At 72.0% G+C, this 16,202-nt stretch carries 11 protein-coding genes and 1 pseudogene; 6 read left to right on the top strand and 6 right to left on the bottom strand.

The window, feature by feature from the left end; translation table 11 throughout:
• Nucleotides 1–36 precede the first annotated feature (36 nt).
• The 3 genes from FCH28_RS08970 to FCH28_RS08960 form a co-directional block, all read right to left on the bottom strand.
• Complete coding sequence (locus FCH28_RS08970; protein ID WP_136739244.1) at nucleotides 37–1,791, bottom strand: NAD+ synthase; 1,755 nt, start codon at nucleotides 1,789–1,791, stop codon at nucleotides 37–39.
• 121 nt (nucleotides 1,792–1,912) lie between these two features.
• Nucleotides 1,913–3,625, bottom strand: a complete 1,713-nt coding sequence (locus FCH28_RS08965) for a multicopper oxidase family protein (protein WP_136739243.1) — start codon at nucleotides 3,623–3,625, stop codon at nucleotides 1,913–1,915.
• A 90-nt stretch (nucleotides 3,626–3,715) separates the two neighbouring features.
• On the bottom strand, nucleotides 3,716–4,342 hold the full coding sequence (locus tag FCH28_RS08960; RefSeq protein WP_136739242.1) for a hypothetical protein: 627 nt from the start codon (nucleotides 4,340–4,342) through the stop codon (nucleotides 3,716–3,718).
• A gap of 200 nt (nucleotides 4,343–4,542) precedes the next feature.
• Between FCH28_RS08960 and FCH28_RS08955 the strand changes: the two are divergent.
• The 6 genes and pseudogenes from FCH28_RS08955 to FCH28_RS08930 all read left to right on the top strand — a co-directional run.
• Nucleotides 4,543–5,223: pseudogene (locus FCH28_RS08955) on the top strand (DUF998 domain-containing protein); the annotation flags it as partial.
• Between the two features lie 359 nt (nucleotides 5,224–5,582).
• On the top strand, nucleotides 5,583–6,455 hold the full coding sequence (locus FCH28_RS08950) for an alpha/beta fold hydrolase (RefSeq protein ID WP_187363795.1): 873 nt from the start codon (nucleotides 5,583–5,585) through the stop codon (nucleotides 6,453–6,455).
• Nucleotides 6,456–6,687: 232 nt separating this feature from the next.
• Complete coding sequence (locus FCH28_RS08945) at nucleotides 6,688–6,987, top strand: hypothetical protein (protein ID WP_136739241.1); 300 nt, start codon at nucleotides 6,688–6,690, stop codon at nucleotides 6,985–6,987.
• A 27-nt stretch (nucleotides 6,988–7,014) separates the two neighbouring features.
• A complete protein-coding gene (locus FCH28_RS08940; protein WP_136739240.1) occupies nucleotides 7,015–7,290 on the top strand; it encodes a hypothetical protein in 276 nt (91 codons plus the stop codon).
• Between the two features lie 284 nt (nucleotides 7,291–7,574).
• Nucleotides 7,575–8,936 carry a type I glutamate--ammonia ligase gene (gene glnA / locus FCH28_RS08935; protein WP_136739239.1) on the top strand — a complete coding sequence of 454 codons (1,362 nt, stop codon included), beginning with the start codon at nucleotides 7,575–7,577 and terminating at the stop codon, nucleotides 8,934–8,936.
• A gap of 22 nt (nucleotides 8,937–8,958) precedes the next feature.
• Nucleotides 8,959–11,994, top strand: coding sequence for a bifunctional [glutamine synthetase] adenylyltransferase/[glutamine synthetase]-adenylyl-L-tyrosine phosphorylase (locus tag FCH28_RS08930; RefSeq protein WP_136739238.1), 3,036 nt, complete (start codon nucleotides 8,959–8,961; stop codon nucleotides 11,992–11,994).
• 273 nt (nucleotides 11,995–12,267) lie between these two features.
• Here the strand turns inward: FCH28_RS08930 and FCH28_RS08925 are convergent, their stop codons facing one another.
• From FCH28_RS08925 to FCH28_RS08915, 3 genes are all read right to left on the bottom strand, one after another.
• Nucleotides 12,268–13,161 carry a phosphatase PAP2 family protein gene (locus FCH28_RS08925; protein WP_136739237.1) on the bottom strand — a complete coding sequence of 298 codons (894 nt, stop codon included), beginning with the start codon at nucleotides 13,159–13,161 and terminating at the stop codon, nucleotides 12,268–12,270.
• 174 nt (nucleotides 13,162–13,335) lie between these two features.
• Nucleotides 13,336–14,385, bottom strand: coding sequence for a LacI family DNA-binding transcriptional regulator (locus FCH28_RS08920; protein WP_136739236.1), 1,050 nt, complete (start codon nucleotides 14,383–14,385; stop codon nucleotides 13,336–13,338).
• A gap of 23 nt (nucleotides 14,386–14,408) precedes the next feature.
• Nucleotides 14,409–16,082 (bottom strand): glycoside hydrolase family 13 protein, encoded by a 1,674-nt coding sequence (locus tag FCH28_RS08915; protein ID WP_136739235.1) that lies wholly within the window; start codon nucleotides 16,080–16,082, stop codon nucleotides 14,409–14,411.
• Nucleotides 16,083–16,202: the final 120 nt, after the last annotated feature.

Raw genomic sequence — 16,202 nt, 5'->3', positions numbered from 1 at the left:
CGCCGAGCGGCCACAGCGGCGCCGGTGCCCGATCCCTCAGGCCCCTTCCCGCCAGTGATTGGTGATCGGCAGCCGCCGGTCCTTGCCGAACCCCTTGGCGGAGATCTTGGTGCCCGGCGGGTACTGGCGCCGCTTGTACTCGGCGTGGTCCACCATCCGCAGGACCCGCGTGACCAGTTCCTCGTCGAAGCCCTGCGCCACGATCTCCTCCCGGCCGCGGTCGCGGTCGACGTACAGTTCCAGGACGCGGTCGAGGATCTCGTAGTCGGGCAGTGAGTCGGTGTCGACCTGGCCGGGGCGCAGCTCGGCGCTCGGCGGCTTGGCGATGGAGTTCTCGGGGATCGGCGGCGTCTGGCCGCGGTCCGCCGCGGCCCGGTTGCGCCAGCGGGCGAGCTGGAAGATGACGGTCTTGTAGACGTCCTTGATCGGCCCGTACGCGCCGACCGAGTCGCCGTAGAGGGTCGAATAGCCGCATGCCAGCTCGGACTTGTTGCCCGGCGCCAGAACCAGATGGCCCTCCTGGTTGGAGATCGCCATCAGCGTCGTACCGCGCAGCCGGGACTGGAGGTTCTCCTCGGCGAGGCCCGTCAGGCCCAGCGCCTCCATGTAGGCGTCGAACATCGGACCGATCGGCACCGTACGGAAGTTGAGTCCGGTGCGGCGCGCGAGCTCGGCGGCGTCGGTGAGCGAGTGTTCCGAGGAATAGCGGGACGGCATCGCGACGGCGTGGACGTGGGACGCGCCGAGCGCGTCGCAGGCGATGGCGGCGACCAGCGCCGAGTCGATGCCGCCGGAGAGTCCGATGACCACGCTGCGGAAGCCGTTCTTGGCGACATACGCGCGCAGGCCGACGACGAGCGCGGTGTAGATCTCCTCGATGTCGTCGAGCCGTTCCGCCTCGCCGCCGAGCGTCTCGGGCGGATAGGCGGGCAACGGGTCGGCGGAGAGGGTGACATGGTCGATGCGCAGCCCGTCGTCGACGACGCCGGAGGGGGGCTCGGCGGCCGCGGCCGGCAGTGCCAGGTCGACCAGGACGCAGCCCTCGGCGAACTGCGGGGCCCGTGCGATCACCCCGCCGTCCTTGTCGACGACGATCGAGTCACCGTCGAAGACCAACTCGTCCTGGCCGCCGATCATCGCCAGGTAGGCGGTGGTGCAGCCGGCCTCCTGGGCGCGCTTGCGGACCAGCTCCAGGCGGGTGTCGTGCTTGTCCCGCTCGTACGGCGAGGCGTTGACCGACAGCAGCAGCCCGGCGCCCGCGCTCCGCGCCGCCGGCACCCGGCCGCCGTCCTGCCACAGGTCCTCGCAGATGGCGAGCGCGACATCGACGCCGTGCACGCGCACCACGGGCAGCGTGTCGCCGGGAACGAAGTACCGGAACTCGTCGAAGACGCCGTAGTTGGGCAGATGGTGCTTGGCGAAGGTGAGGGCGACCTCGCCGCGGTGCAGCACGGCGGCGGCGTTCTGGGGGGCGCCTGCGGGGCGCCCGTACCGCGGCACGTCCTGCTCGCCGCGGTCGAGATAGCCGACGACGACCGGGAGTTCGCCCAGGCCCTCCGCGGCCAGCCGGCCGGCGAGCGTCCGCAGCGCGACCCGGCTCGCCTCGACGAACGACGGACGCAGTGCCAGGTCCTCGACGGGATAGCCGGTCAGCGCCATCTCGGGGAACGCGACGAGGTGCGCGCCCTGGTCGGCGGCGTGCCGGGTCCAGTGCACGATCGTCTCGGCGTTCCCGGCGAGATCGCCGACGCAGGAGTCGATCTGGTTCAGGGCGAGACGAAGTTGAGGCACCCCGCCAGTGTAATCGTCTTTCTGACGCAATGGGCGGGGTGCCCGTAACTCCTGGTGCTGCTGTTGCTTCTGGTGTTGTTGCCAGGTGTTGCTGCCCGGCCTTCCGGCTACTCGTTCCCGGCTACTTCTTCCGGTAGCCGAGGACCGTCATCATCCCGGACTCCGAGTGATAGACGTTATGGCAGTGGATCATCCACAGACCGGGGTTGTCGGCGTCGAAATCGACGTCGAGGGTACGTCCCGGCAGCACGATCGCGGTGTCCTTGCGGGGACCGCCGTCCGGCAGCGCGAAGGTGTGCCCGTGCAGATGCATCGGGTGCCACATGCCGGTGCGGTTGCGGAAGGAGAGCCGGACGCGCTCGCCCGCCCGGACCGCGTACCGCTGCGACGCCCGGTACGGCTTCTTGTTGATCGCCCAGTCGTACGCCGCCATGGAGCCGGTGAGATCGAGCTTGATCGTGCGGTCGGGCCGGCCGGCCCCGCCCCCAGGGGCCCGTACGGACTCGGCGGCCTTCAGCCGGTCAGCGGTCAGCGGCCGGGCGTCCAGCTCCTTGGGGCGGGCCGACGGGCCGGGCGCCGCGCCGCCGCCGGTGCGCAGCACGGCCAGCGCGGAGCGCTTCTTGCCCTCGGCGAGCGCGGTGAGCGGGAACACGCCGTCCCGCGCGGTGACCAGGACGTCATAGCGCTCGCCCATCCCCAGCAGCAGCGCCTCGGTCCTGGCGTGCTCGACGGGGAAGCCGTCGGTGTGCGTCACGGTCATGGTGTGGCCGCCGAGCGCGACGCGGTAGGCGGTGTCGCCGCCCGCGTTGATGAAGCGGATCCGGATACGGTCGCCGGGCTTGGCGCGGAACGTCTGCGGATCCTCCGCGGTACGGCCGTTGACCAGGTGGAACGGGTGGTCCACATCGCCCGCGTCGCCGCCCAGCCACTTGCTGGTGGCGCCCATCAGCATCCGGGACGGCCCACGGGACCCGGGGCGCCCCGCCTTGCCCGTGCCGCCCGTATCGCCGTGATCCATGCCGCCCATGTCACCCATGTCGCCGTGGTCCATGCCGTCCATGTCCCCGTGGCCCATGCCGCCCGTGTTCCCGTGGTCCATGCCCGCGTGGCCGGCGTCGCCGCCCATGCCCCTGCGCAGCTCGGCGAGGACCGTGTCCGGGGTGCTGCCGTCCACCCCGTCGACCCAGTCGTCCAGGACGACGACCCACTCCTTGTCGTACGACAGCGGTTCCTTCGGGTCCTCGACGATCAGCGGCGCGTACAGCCCGCGGTCCTGCTGCACGCCCGAATGCGGATGAAGCCAGTACGTACCGGGGTGCGCGACCGCGAACCGGTAGGTGAAGGAGCCGCCCGCCCTGACGGCCCGCTGGGTCAGGCCGGGAACGCCGTCCATGTCGTTGCGGAGTGCCAGTCCGTGCCAGTGCAGGGACGTGGCCTGCGGGAGGTGGTTGGCGAGGGTCAGCGCGAGGGTGTCCCCGGCCGTCACGCGCACCTCCTTGCCGGGCAGATCGTCGCCGTACGCCCAGGAGTTGACGGTCCGCCCGCCGAGTTCCAGCCGGGCCGGGGTGGCGGTGAGCGAGACCTTCCGTACGGGCCCGGAGCCGCGCTTGCGCTCCGCGGCGGCGACCTCGGGGCCGTCGGGGGAGACATAGCCGGCCGGGGCGGCCCCCGTACCGGAGTGGTCCATGCCGTCCATGCCGGCGTGGGAGCCATGGCCGCCGCCCGAACAGGCGGCGAGCAGGCCGCCGCCGGCGACGGCGATACCCGCGCCGAGCAGGGCGCGGCGGGAGTGCGTGATCGAGTGTGTGGCCGAGTGCGTTGAGTCGTTACGCATGGTGAAGGAGCACCTCATGAGGGTGTCGGTGTGATGTGGGTGAAGGCGCGGGGCCGTGGACGCGGGCAGGCGTCACAGGCCGGGGCGCTCCTACACGCGCAGCACCGACAACCGGGCGAGGGCCTTGCGGCGGGGCGGTGGCGGTATCGGCCGCAGGCCGCGCAGCAGCAGGGCGCGCAGCGCGGCCAGCAGACCGGCGAGCCGGCCGCCCCACCCGAGCAGCACCCCCGCGCCGAGGAGGACGAGCAGGGCCGGCGCCCAGTACGAGAGCACGGCCCGGCAGACCGCGCCGGGGTCCATGGCGCCACCGCCGCCGGAGTCGGCCGCGTGGTGGTGGGCGGGGTGAGCCGCGGGGTGTGCGGGCATGGGGTGAGCCGCCACGGGGTGTGCCGGCCCGGCGTGCGCCGCCATCGGGCGGCCTGGCGTCGAGTGGGCCGCCGTCGAGTGGGCCGCCGTCGAGTGGGCCGGCGTCGAGCGAAGCACCGTCGCGTGGCCGGCCACGGGGCCTCCGGCCATGGGCCGCACGGGCGTGTGCGTCATGGCGTGCCCGGCCGCGCGCGGGGCGGCCGCCGAGAGCGTGGCATGGCCGCCGTGCCCGCCCGCCGGATGCCCGAACGTATGCATCGTGACGATGCCGGCGATCAGCGCGGCGAACAGCAGCAGCCGGCCGCACCAAGCGGCGGCCTTCCCCTGCTCTCGCTTCTGCTGCTCGCGCATCGCGGACCTCTCCGGCGGACTCCCACGTCTATGGGCTCGCCCTCGGGGGCACCTTACCCCCGAGGGGTATTGCTCCCGTCAAGGGCCTGCCACCCGCAGCCCTTTGCGCCGTTATCGCCGCATTGCCGTCCACCGCCCGCCTATCCTTGGCCTCTCGCGCCGCCGCGTCCCGCGCCACCGGCGCACACCCGACCACCAGGATGTCCGTGACCCCGACCCGCACCGCCCGCTCCCGCCGACGGGCGGCCGCCGTACCGCTGCTGCTCGGCTCCGTCGCGTACACCGCCTGGGTCCTCGAGGTGGTGGTCTCCACCGGCCTCAACCCGGTGCAGGCGTACGTCAGCGAACTCGCCGCCGCCGACCAGCCGCTCGGCGGCGTCTTCCGGGCCACCGACCTGGTCGCCGGCCTTCTGGTGCTGGCCGGGGCGGCGGCCGCGCTGCTGATGCCGGAGCGCAGGCCCTGGGCGACGGCCGGATGGGCCGCGCTCGCGCTCTTCGGCGCCGCCACCGCCGTCGACTCCCGGCTGCCGCTGAGCTGCGCGCCGACCAGCGACCCGGAGTGCGCGGCACGCGAGACCGCGGGCCTGGTGCCGGCCACCCACACCGCGCACGCCATCAGCAGCTCGCTCGCCATGGTCGGCGCACTCGCCGCCCTGGTCCTGCTCACCTTCGCCGCCCGCCGCTACGACCGGTGGCCGTCGCTCGGCCGCTTCGGGCCGCCGCTGGTGCTGGCCGAACTCGCCGCCACGCTCTGGACGCTGGCGTCCGTCGCGGCCTTCACGACGGGCAAGGGCACCTGGGCCCTGGGCGTCGGCCAGCGCCTCCAGGTCCTGCTGGTCGCCCTGTACGTCGCGCTGCTCGCCTGGTGCGTGGCCCGCGAACCGGCGGCACCCCGACCGGCGGCATCCGAATCGGCGGCACCTGAACCGGTGCCATCCGAACCGGTGCCATCCGAACCAGCGGCACCCGAACCGGCGGCATCCGAACCAGCGGCACCTGAACCGGTGCCATCCGAACCGGTGCCATCCGAACCAGCGGCACCCGAACCGGCGGCATCCGAACCAGCGGCACCTGAACCGGCGCCACCCGACCCGGCAGCACCCGACCCGCGCGCCCGCAGGCCGAAGCCCCCCGCCCGGGACACCCGCACCCGGGACACCGGCACCCGGAACGACAGCGTCCCGGGCACCACCGCTCCCGACACCACCACCCCAGAACCCGGCCCCCCGGAGGCCCCCTGATGACCCGGGCCCGCACCCCCCCTCCCGCCCTCTCCGCCCCCGGCCGCATGCTGCGCGTGGGCGGCATACCGCTGCACGTCCTGTCCGAGGGCCGTGGCCCGGTGTGTGTCCTCAGCGGGGGCCTCGGTATGGCCTGGTTCGACTGGGACGCGGTCGCCGCGCTGCTCGCCCCGCACCGTACGGTCGTCCGCTTCGACCGGCCCGGTCTCGGCCTGAGCGCCCCGGCGCCCGCACCGCCCACCCTCGCCGACGAGGCGGACCGGATCGCCGGTCTCCTGGACGCGCTCGGCCACCCGGGCCCGGCGACCGTCGTCGGCCACTCGCTCGCCGGTTTCCACGCCGAGGCGTTCGCCCGGCTGCACCCGGACCGCTGCGCCGGGCTCGTCCTGGTCGACGGCAGCGTCGAGGAGGACCCACGGCCGCTGCTGCCGCGCACCGTACGCACCGCCTGGGCGAGCGGCGTGGCCACCGCGCTGTCCGCCGCCGGAATCCCGCGCGCCCTCGGCCCGGCCGCCCGCCGACTGATCGGCCGCACCGGGACCGTCGGCAGCCACCCCCCGCACCCCTGGGAGCGCGCCGGATACCGCACCAGCCGTGTGGTGCGCGCCTGCGTCCTGGAGAACGCGACCTACCCCTACCAGGCGGCCGAACTCGCCGCGCTCCGCCCCGGCCATCCGCTGCCCGCGGCGCCGGTGACGGTGCTGGCGGCATACGGCGGCAGCGAGACCGCGCGCGAACTGCGCTGGCTGGAGCGGCAGCGGGCACTCGCCGCGGAGCTGGCCGGCCACTTCGCGGTCGCCGCGCCCGCCGGACACCTGGTGATGGCCGACGCGCCGGAGGCGGTGGCCCGTGCCGTACTGGAGCAGCCCTGAGCGAGATGCCCGAAGCCGGCCTCAACTCGCGGGAATGGCAGGAGAATTGAGGCCTATGGCCGGCTGAGCCGACGGCGCGGGAGGCGGATAGCGGTATGTGTCCGGCGGCAGGGGCGGCGGCATCGAGTACGGAACCGGTGGCGGACCGCCATCGGTACGGCCACCGGCACGGCTGTCAGTGCGGCTGTCGGCACAGCTATCGGCATGACGACGATCAGTACGGCAACGGGCGATGAGCGGCGCGCGGCAGCCGTCCGTAAAGCAGGTAGCCAAGGCGTCCGGGCACGCCCAGATCATTCAGGCCGGCCGTGATATCCACTTCTATCGGAGTGGTCGCCTGGCGCTGGTCCTGGTGTTTTTCTACGTGCTGCTCGCCGGGGGCGATCAGGGCGGTCCCCCGGACGTTTACGCCGTCGAATCCGAAGCGGTGCGGCTGACCAACAAGTCCGCCGGGCACGCCCGTTGCGTCGTCTACCGGGAGCGGCCCAACCGGTCCCTGCTGGACGGCTGTGAGCAGGGCGATTCACGCTGACTGCTGACCCGTTTCTCCAACGGATACGTGCGGTTCGAAATGCCTCCCCCCAGGTATTTCCCTATCTGTCTGGGCGCGGCCGAGAAGGGCCATCGGAGGAAAATCGTCGGGACCTGGACATGCTGGGAATTCAACTCGGCCTGGCAACTGGACCCGCGTCCCGGTGGCTATTATCTGGTGCGCAACCAACTGGCCGAGGAAAAGGGCTGGCGCGATAATTGCCTCACCCGCGAAAAGGCGGCTATGTACCTCGGCCGCTGCGCCGAGGGCGATGCCGTCAAGTGGAAATTTGAATACCTGTGACGAATTCGCCACGTTCCGTAGCCGACCCCCGGGTGACCCGTAGTCGACCGGTAGCCGACCCGTAGTCGACTGGCAGTCCCCGGATAGTCGCACCCGATTGCCACCCCGGCTGCACTGAACGTCCCGCATGCGGGAAGGATCAGCACAGGGGTAACGGCCCGCCGGTTCTGATTCAGGCCAAGGGTGCGTAATGTGACGGTAACCCCCTCACGTGATACTGGTGTGCCACGCACGTTGATCGACGGGCGTGGACAGGCCGATTGACCTGCAAGGATTGGTGACCCATGGACAAGCAGCAGGAGTTTGTGCTCCGAACGCTGGAAGAGCGCGACATTCGCTTCGTCCGGCTGTGGTTCACCGACGTACTCGGATTCCTCAAGTCCGTGGCGGTGGCCCCGGCCGAGCTGGAGCAGGCCTTCGACGAGGGCATCGGCTTCGACGGCTCCGCCATCGAAGGGTTCGCCCGGGTGTACGAGTCCGACATGATCGCCAAGCCGGACCCGGGCACCTTCCAGATCCTGCCCTGGCGCGCCGAGGCCCCCGGCACCGCCCGGATGTTCTGCGACATCCTGATGCCGGACGGCTCCCCGTCGTACGCCGACCCGCGCTATGTCCTCAAGCGCATCCTGGCCAAGACCTCCGACCTCGGGTTCACCTTCTACACCCACCCCGAGATCGAGTTCTTCCTGCTCAAGAACAAGCCGGTGGACGGCACCCGGCCCACCCCCGCCGACTCCTCCGGCTACTTCGACCACACCCCGCAGAACGTCGGCATGGACTTCCGCCGCCAGGCGATCACCATGCTGGAGTCGATGGGCATCTCGGTGGAGTTCAGCCACCACGAGGGCGCGCCCGGCCAGCAGGAGATCGACCTGCGGTACGCCGACGCGCTCTCCACCGCCGACAACATCATGACGTTCCGGCTGGTCATGAAGCAGGTCGCACTGGAGCAGGGCGTCCAGGCGACGTTCATGCCCAAGCCGTTCTCGGAGTACCCGGGCTCCGGCATGCACACCCACCTCTCCCTCTTCGAGGGCGACCGCAACGCCTTCCACGAGCAGGGCGCGGAGTACCAACTCTCCAAGGTGGGCCGCTCGTTCATCGCCGGCCTGCTGCGGCACGCCGGTGAGATCTCCGCCGTCACCAACCAGTGGGTGAACTCCTACAAGCGCATCTGGGGCGGCACCAACCGCACCGCAGGCGCCGGCGGCGAGGCCCCCTCGTACATCTGCTGGGGCCACAACAACCGCTCCGCGCTGATCCGCGTCCCGATGTACAAGCCCGGCAAGGTCGGCTCCGCCCGGGTCGAGGTCCGCTCGATCGACACCGGCGCCAACCCCTACCTGTCGTACGCGGTGCTGCTCGCCGCCGGCCTCAAGGGCATCGAGGAGGGCTACGAGCTGCCGGCCGGCGCCGATGACGACGTCTGGGCGCTGTCCGACTCCGAGCGCCGGGCGATGGGCATCGAGCCGCTGCCGCAGAACCTCGGCGAGGCCATCGAGCTGATGGAGCGCAGCGAGCTGGTCGCCGAGACCCTGGGCGAGCACGTCTTCGACTTCTTCCTGCGCAACAAGAAGCAGGAGTGGGAGGAGTACCGCTCCGAGGTCACCGCCTTCGAGCTGCGCAAGATGCTGCCCGTGCTCTGAGTCCCAGGGAGGCCGCACCGCCATGGCACCACCCGCTCCGCAGGGACGGCGGAGCAGCGCCTTCACCCGGCTGCTGAGGCACGGTTTCACCGACCCCTCGGCGGCCGGGCGGCTGCTCGACGTCCCCGCCTTCGCCTCCGTACGCGACGACTCGGTGCTCCTCGAAGCGCTGAGCGCCACCGCGGATCCCGATCTCGCGCTGCTCGGCCTGGTCCGCCTGGTGGAGGCCCTGGACCAGGACGAACAGCAGTCCCTGCTCAGCACCATCGTCTCGGCGAAACCGCTGCGCGACCGGCTGCTCGGGGTGCTGGGCGCCTCCGAGGCGCTCGGCGACCATCTCGCCCGGCATCCGCAGGACTGGCATTCGCTGGTCACCTACGAGTCGGCCGATCTGCACCCCACCACCCCCGAGTTCGAGCAGGCGCTCGCGGAGGGCATCTGGGGCGAGCGGGGCGCGGGACGCTCCCGCGCGGACGCGCTGCGCGCCGCCTACCGCCGGTGTCTGCTGGGCATCGCGGCCCGCGATGTGTGCGGCACGACCGATGTCGCCGAGGCCGCGGCGGAGCTGGCGGACCTGGCCACCGCCACGGTCCGGGCCGCCCTGGAGATCTCCTGCGAGGAACAGCCGGACGACGCCGCCGTCTCCCGGCTGTCCGTCCTCGCGATGGGCAAGTGCGGCGGCCGTGAGCTGAACTATGTCTCGGACGTCGATGTCATCTTCGTCGCCGAGCCGAAAGGGGAGCTGTCCCGGGACGGGGGCGAGGCCAGGGCGCTGCAGGCCGCGACCCGGCTCGCCTCCCGGATGATGCGGATCTGCTCGGACGTCACCGCCGAGGGCACCATCTGGCCGGTGGACGCCAACCTGCGGCCCGAAGGCCGCAACGGCCCCCTCGTGCGCACCCTGTCCAGCCATCTCGCCTACTACCAGCGCTGGGCCAAGACCTGGGAGTTCCAGGCGCTGCTCAAGGCCCGTCCGATGGCCGGTGACCTGGAGCTGGGCAAGGAGTACGTCGACGCGCTGTCGCAGATGGTGTGGCAGGTCGCCGAGCGGGAGAACTTCGTCGCCGACGTCCGCCAGATGCGCCGCCGGGTCGTCGAGAACATCCCGGCGGACCGGGTCGACCGTGAGCTCAAGCTCGGCCCCGGCGGGCTGCGCGACGTCGAATTCGCCGTCCAGCTGCTGCAGTTGGTGCACGGCCGCAGCGACGCCACACTGCGCAGCGCCACCACGCTGGAGGCCCTCGGGGCACTCGCCGCCGGCGGCTACGTCGGCCGCCAGGACGCCGCCGCCCTCGACGCCGCCTACCGCTTTCTGCGCACCCTGGAACACCGCATCCAGCTCCACCGGATGCGCCGTACGCATCTGATGCCCGAGGAAGAGGCCGATCTGCGGCGCCTGGGCCGCTCGATGGGACTGCGCACCGAACCGGTGGACAGCCTCCGCAAGGAGTGGAAGTGGCACGCCCGCGAGGTGCGCCGGCTGCACGAGAAGCTCTTCTACCGGCCGCTGCTGGACGCCGTCGCGCATCTGGAGACCGGCGAGACCAGGCTGTCCGCCAAGGCCGCGGGACACCGCCTGGAAGCCCTCGGCTACGCCGACCCGGTCGGCGCGCTGCGCCACCTGGAGGCGCTGGCGTCCGGCGTGACCCGCAAGGCCGCGATCCAGCGGACGCTGCTGCCGGTGCTGCTGGCCTGGTTCGCGGACTCCGCCGACCCGGACGCCGGACTCCTCAACTTCCGCAAGGTCTCCGACGCGCTCGGCAGGACGCCCTGGTATCTGCGGCTGCTGCGCGACGAGGGCGCGGCCGCCGAGAACCTCGCCCGGGTGCTGTCGGCCGGGCGGCTCGCCCCCGACCTGCTGCTGCGCGCCCCCGAGGCGGTCGCGCTGCTCGGCGCGCCGGACGGGCTCCAGCCGCGCGGCCGTGACGCGCTGGAGCAGGAGGTGCTGGCGGCGGTCGGCCGCGCGGACGGCGCCGAGGCGGCGGTCGCGGTGGCCCGCGGGGTGCGCCGCCGAGAGCTGTTCCGTACCGCCGCGGCCGACCTGATCGGGGCATACGGCACCGAGGGCACCCCCGCGGAGGAGGACCACGGTCACGCCATCGACGCCGTCGGCTCCGCGGTCTCCGACCTCAACGCCGCCACCCTCGCCGGCGCCCTGCGCGCCGCCGTCCGCGAGCAGTGGGGCGACACCCTGCCCACCCGCTTCGCGGTGATCGGCGTGGGCCGCTTCGGCGGCCATGAGCTCAGCTACGGCTCGGACGCGGATGTGCTCTTCGTGCACGAACCGCGCGACGGGGCCGACGAACACGAAGCCGCCAAGGCCGCGTACGCCGTCGCCAACGAGATGCGCCGGCTGCTGCAACTCCCGTCCGCCGACCCGCCGTTGCTCATCGACGCCGACCTGCGCCCGGAGGGCCGCTCCGGCCCCCTGGTCCGCACCCTCGCCTCGTACGCGGCCTACTACCGCCGCTGGTCGCTGGTCTGGGAGGCCCAGGCCCTGCTCCGCGCCGAACCCGTCGCCGGCGACGCCGAGTTGGCGCAGCGCTTCGTCGATCTCATCGACCCGCTGCGCTACCCGGCCGAGGGCCTCGGCGAGGACGCGGTCCGCGAGATCCGCCGGCTCAAGGCCCGGATGGAGTCCGAACGGCTGCCGCGCGGCGCCGACCCGACCACCCACGCCAAACTGGGGCGCGGCGGTCTGAGCGACGTCGAGTGGACGGTCCAGCTGCTCCAGATGCAGCACGGCTGGGAGTACCCCGGGCTGCGCACCACCCGCACCCGCGAGGCGCTGGCCGCCGCGCACGCCGCGGGCCTGCTCGACACCGAGCACGCCCAGATCCTCGACGAGGCCTGGGTGCTGGCGGCCCGGGTGCGCAACGCGGTGATGCTGGTCCGCGGCCGCCCCGGCGACACGTTCCCCGTCGACGGCCGGGAACTGGCGGCCGTGGGCCGCTACCTCGGCTACGAGGAGGGCCACGTCGGCGAGATGCTGGACGACTACCGGCGGATCACGCGGCGGGCTCGGGGTGTGGTGGAGGAGATCTTCTACGGCGCGTGACGGTTCGCTGCGCTTTGCCTGAGCCGGGCTTGGTTGCTCGCCGTTTTCGGCTGGCCCGCCGTGGGGGGTTGTCGCCGTTGCGCCTGCGGCGGGCGGCTGGTTTTCGGGTGCGGTGCCGGATCTCCGGACTCCGTCCTGAGCTCCGGCACCTCCCGTGGGTGGGTGGGGAGAGATGGTTGGGGCGCGCCTTGGTTGTCGGCTGCGGCTCGGGGAGCCGGGGCGTGGTGGATGGCTATCCGCCGCTGCTACGCCGAACGGGTGAACAAGGCTGGCTCAGCCCGTCTTCAGGAGGCTCGCGTCCGGTGCTGCCAGATGGCGCGTGAGGCGATGCGGCAGCATCCCGTACCAGGCGCAGGCCACTCCGAAGCCGAAGGACAGGCAGAGGACGCCGCCGACCGCGTCCAGCCAGAAGTGGTTGGCGGTGCAGACGATGACCAGCAGTGTCACGGTGGGGTAGAGCAGGCCGAGGGCCCTGGTCCACCAGCGGTGTGACAGGAGGGCGATGGTGATGCCGCACCACAGCGACCAGCCGATGTGCATCGACGGCATCGCGGCGTACTGGTTGGACATCGACGCGAGATTGCCGGACGCCATCGAGCCCCATGTGTCGTGTTTGATCAGGGTGTCGATGAAACCGCCGTCGGGCATCAGGCGTGGCGGCGCCAACGGGTAGAAGTAGTAGCCGAGCAAGGCGACTCCGGTGGTGGCGAACAGGGCCAGCCGGGCCGCGGCGTAGCGGCCCGGGTGCCAGCGGTAGAGCCAGACCAGGACGCCGATCGTCACGATGAAGTGCAGGGTCGCGTAGTAGTAGTTCATCGAGACGATGAGCCAGGTCACGGAATTCACCGCGTGGTTGACGGTGTGTTCCACGGCGATGCCCAGGGAGTGCTCCGCGCGCCAGATCCAGTCGGCGTTCCTGAGTGCCTGTGCCTTCTGTTCGGGCACCGCGTTGCGAATGAGGGAGTACGTCCAGTAACTGACCGCGATGAGCAGGATCTCGAACCAGATCCGGGGCCTGCGCGGCGCCCGTAGCCGGCCGATCCTGCTGCTTTCTGACGGGTGTTCTGCGCGGTCCCCGTCAGGGCGGCGGTCCTCGTCCGGACGCTTCCCGTTGGGTTGCGGGCTGGCCGGATGGCCGTCCAAAGTGCTCACATTCGCATCACCCATAGGCAGACAGTCTGCCAGAAACGGGCGTGTCGCCGATCATCCTTTGGTCGGGTATTCGATGACTTGCATCGGTCTCAAGGGGGAGGGGCGACCCCGGCGATCGTCAGGGGACGGGGGCGCAACCAATCAAGGCCGCGACCCGTCGGGGTCGCGGCCTTGCCGGGGTCGCATGCGTCAGGAGGGCCGGAGCGGCTTGGGGATCCTCGCGGCCTTCGGGGCCGAGGCGGTGGAACCGCGCACCACCAGCTCGGGGAGGAAGACGAACTCGCTGTGCGGGGCGGGCGTACCGCCGATCTCCTCCAGGAGTGCGCGCACCGCCGCCTGCCCCATCGCGGGCACCGGCTGCCGGATCGTGGTCAGCGGCGGGTCGGTGAAGGCGATGAGCGGGGAGTCGTCGAAGCCGACGACGGACATCTCGCGCGGTACGTCGAGGCCGCGCTGCCGGGCCGAGCGGATCGCGCCGAGCGCCATCATGTCGCTGGCGCAGACGATGGCCGTACAGCCCCGGTCGATCAGCGCGCCGGCCGCGGCCTGGCCGCCCTCCAGCGTGTAGAGGGAGTGCTGGATGAAGTCCTCCGCCGCGGCGGGCCCGAGGTCCAGCTGCTCCTGCATGCTGCGCAGAAAGCCCTCTATCTTCCGCTGCACGGGAACGAACCGTTTGGGGCCGACGGCCAGGCCGATCTTCCGGTGGCCCAGGGCCACCAGGTGCGTGACGGCCAGATGCACCGCGGCCCGGTCGTCGGGGGAGACGAACGGGGCCTGGACCTTGTCGGAGAACCCGTTGATGAGGACGAACGGCACGCCCTGGCCGCGGAGCTGCTCGTAGCGCTGCATGTCGGCGGAGGTGTCGGCGTGCAGCCCGGAGACGAAGATGATGCCGGCGACGCCGCGGTCCACGAGCATCTCGGTCAGCTCGTCCTCGGTGGAGCCGCCCGGCGTCTGTGTCGCGAGGACCGGCGTGTAGCCCTGGCGGGTCAGCGCCTGCCCGATGACCTGGGCGAACGCCGGGAAGATGGGGTTCTCCAGCTCCGGTGTGATCAGGCCGACCAGGCCCGCGCTGCGCTGCCGCAGCCGGAGCGGGCGCTCGTAGCCCAGTACGTCGAGGGCGGCGAGCACGGACTGGCGGGTGGCGGCGGACACGCCGGGCTTCCCGTTGAGGACTCGGCTGACGGTGGCCTCGCTGACACCCGCCTGCGCTGCGATATCGGCCAGTCGGGCGGTCATGGGTGGACTGTACCGTCCGCGTTTCAGATTGCCCACCAGGTACAGCTGTCACCGGGGAGTACGGCCGTGTCCCCGTTGACGGTCACCGGGACGCTGGCCAGCAGCGGGCTGCCGGGCAGTGGGATCTCCATGTCGTGGCCGAGGGTGTTGACGGTGCACAGCACACCGGGACGGGTGAAGGCGAGCAGCCCCTCGGGGGACGGCTGCCAGCTCATCGCGCCGTCGCCCAGGCCCGGCAGCCGGCGGCGCAGGTCGAGCGCGGTGCGGTAGAGCTCCAGGGTGGAGGACGGGTCGCCCGTTTGGGCCTGAACGGTCAGCGCGCCCCAGTCGGCGGGCTGCGGCAGCCAGCTGCCGCCGGTCCCGAAGCCGTACGGCGGCAGCTCGCCGGACCAGGGGAGCGGCACCCGGCAGCCGTCGCGGAAGCCGTCCTGGCCGCTGCCGCCGGAGAGGCCGTCGGGGGCCGCCTCGGTGTCGGTGCCGGGACCGGCCGGGCCGGTGGCCCGGCGGCCGCGGAAGAAGGCCGGGTCCTGGCGGACCTCGTCGGGCAGGTCAGTCACCTCGGGCAGGCCCAGTTCCTCGCCCTGGTAGAGGTAGACGGAGCCGGGCAGCGCCAGCATCAGGAGGGTGGCGGCGCGGGCGCGGTCGAGGCTGCCGCCGAGGCGGGTGGTGTGCCGTACGACGTCGTGGTTGGAGAGGACCCAGGTGGTGGGGGCGCCGACCGAGGCGGTCGCGGCGAGTGAGGCGTCGATGACCGAGCGCAGCGCGTCGGCCTGCCAGCCCGTGTTCAGGAACTGGAAGTTGAACGCCTGGTGCAGTTCGTCGGGGCGGACGTAGAGCGCCAGCCGCTCGGGGCTGGGCGCCCAGGCCTCGGCGACGCCGATCACCTGCCTGCCGTGGGCGTCTCCGTATCCGTCCAGCAGCCGGCGCCAGGAGCGGTGGATGGCGTGCACCCCGTCCTGGTCGAAGAAGGGCAGCACCTGGGAGCCGATCAGCTTGGCCTGTTCGCCGAAGCCGATGTCCGGCAGGCCGGGTGCCTTGACCATGCCGTGGGCGACGTCGATCCGGAAGCCGTCAACGCCCAGGTCCAGCCAGAAGCGCAGGATGGCCGCGAACTCGGCGTGCACCTCGGGGTTGTCCCAGTCGAGGTCGGGCTGCTCGGGGGCGAAGAGATGCAGGTACCAGTCGCCGCGGTCGGTGCGGGTCCAGGCGGGGCCGCCGAAGACCGACTCCCAGTCGTTGGGCGGGAGTTCGCCGTGTTCGCCCTTGCCGGGGCGGAAGACATAGCGCTGCCGGGCCAGCTCGGGGTCCCGGAACCAGGGGTGCCGGTCGGAGGTGTGGTTCGGCACGATGTCGACGATGATCCGCAGGCCCAGTTCGTGGGCCTCGCGGATCAGGTCGTCGGCGTCCTGGAGGCTGCCGAAGAGCGGGTCGACGGCGCGGTAGTCGGCGACGTCATAGCCGCCGTCGGCCTGTGGTGACGCATAGAACGGGGTGAGCCAGACGGCGTCCACGCCCAGGTCCCTGAGGTACGGCAGCCGCCGGCACACGCCGCGCAGATCGCCGATGCCGTCGCCGTCGCTGTCGGCGAAGGAGCGGACGTACACCTGGTAGATGACGGCGTCGCGCCACCATCCCGGACCTCGTCCAGGGCCGGGGGGCTGGGGGGCGGGGCTGGGGGAGGTGAGCTCCTGGGTCATCTGCCGTCCCTGTCGAGATCGAGAGTCCTGCGGGCCACGAGTCGTATGTCTGTCATGGGTGCTGCGTCGATCGGTCGTGCTTCAAGGGGTCAACGCTCGGGTGGGCGCGGGGTGACGGAG

Source organism: Streptomyces piniterrae, from assembly GCF_005048155.1.
Classification (GTDB): Bacteria; Actinomycetota; Actinomycetes; order Streptomycetales; family Streptomycetaceae; genus Streptomyces; species Streptomyces piniterrae.
Note: the sequence above shows the minus strand (reverse complement) of the source record. Positions and strands in the feature narration are given on the sequence as shown.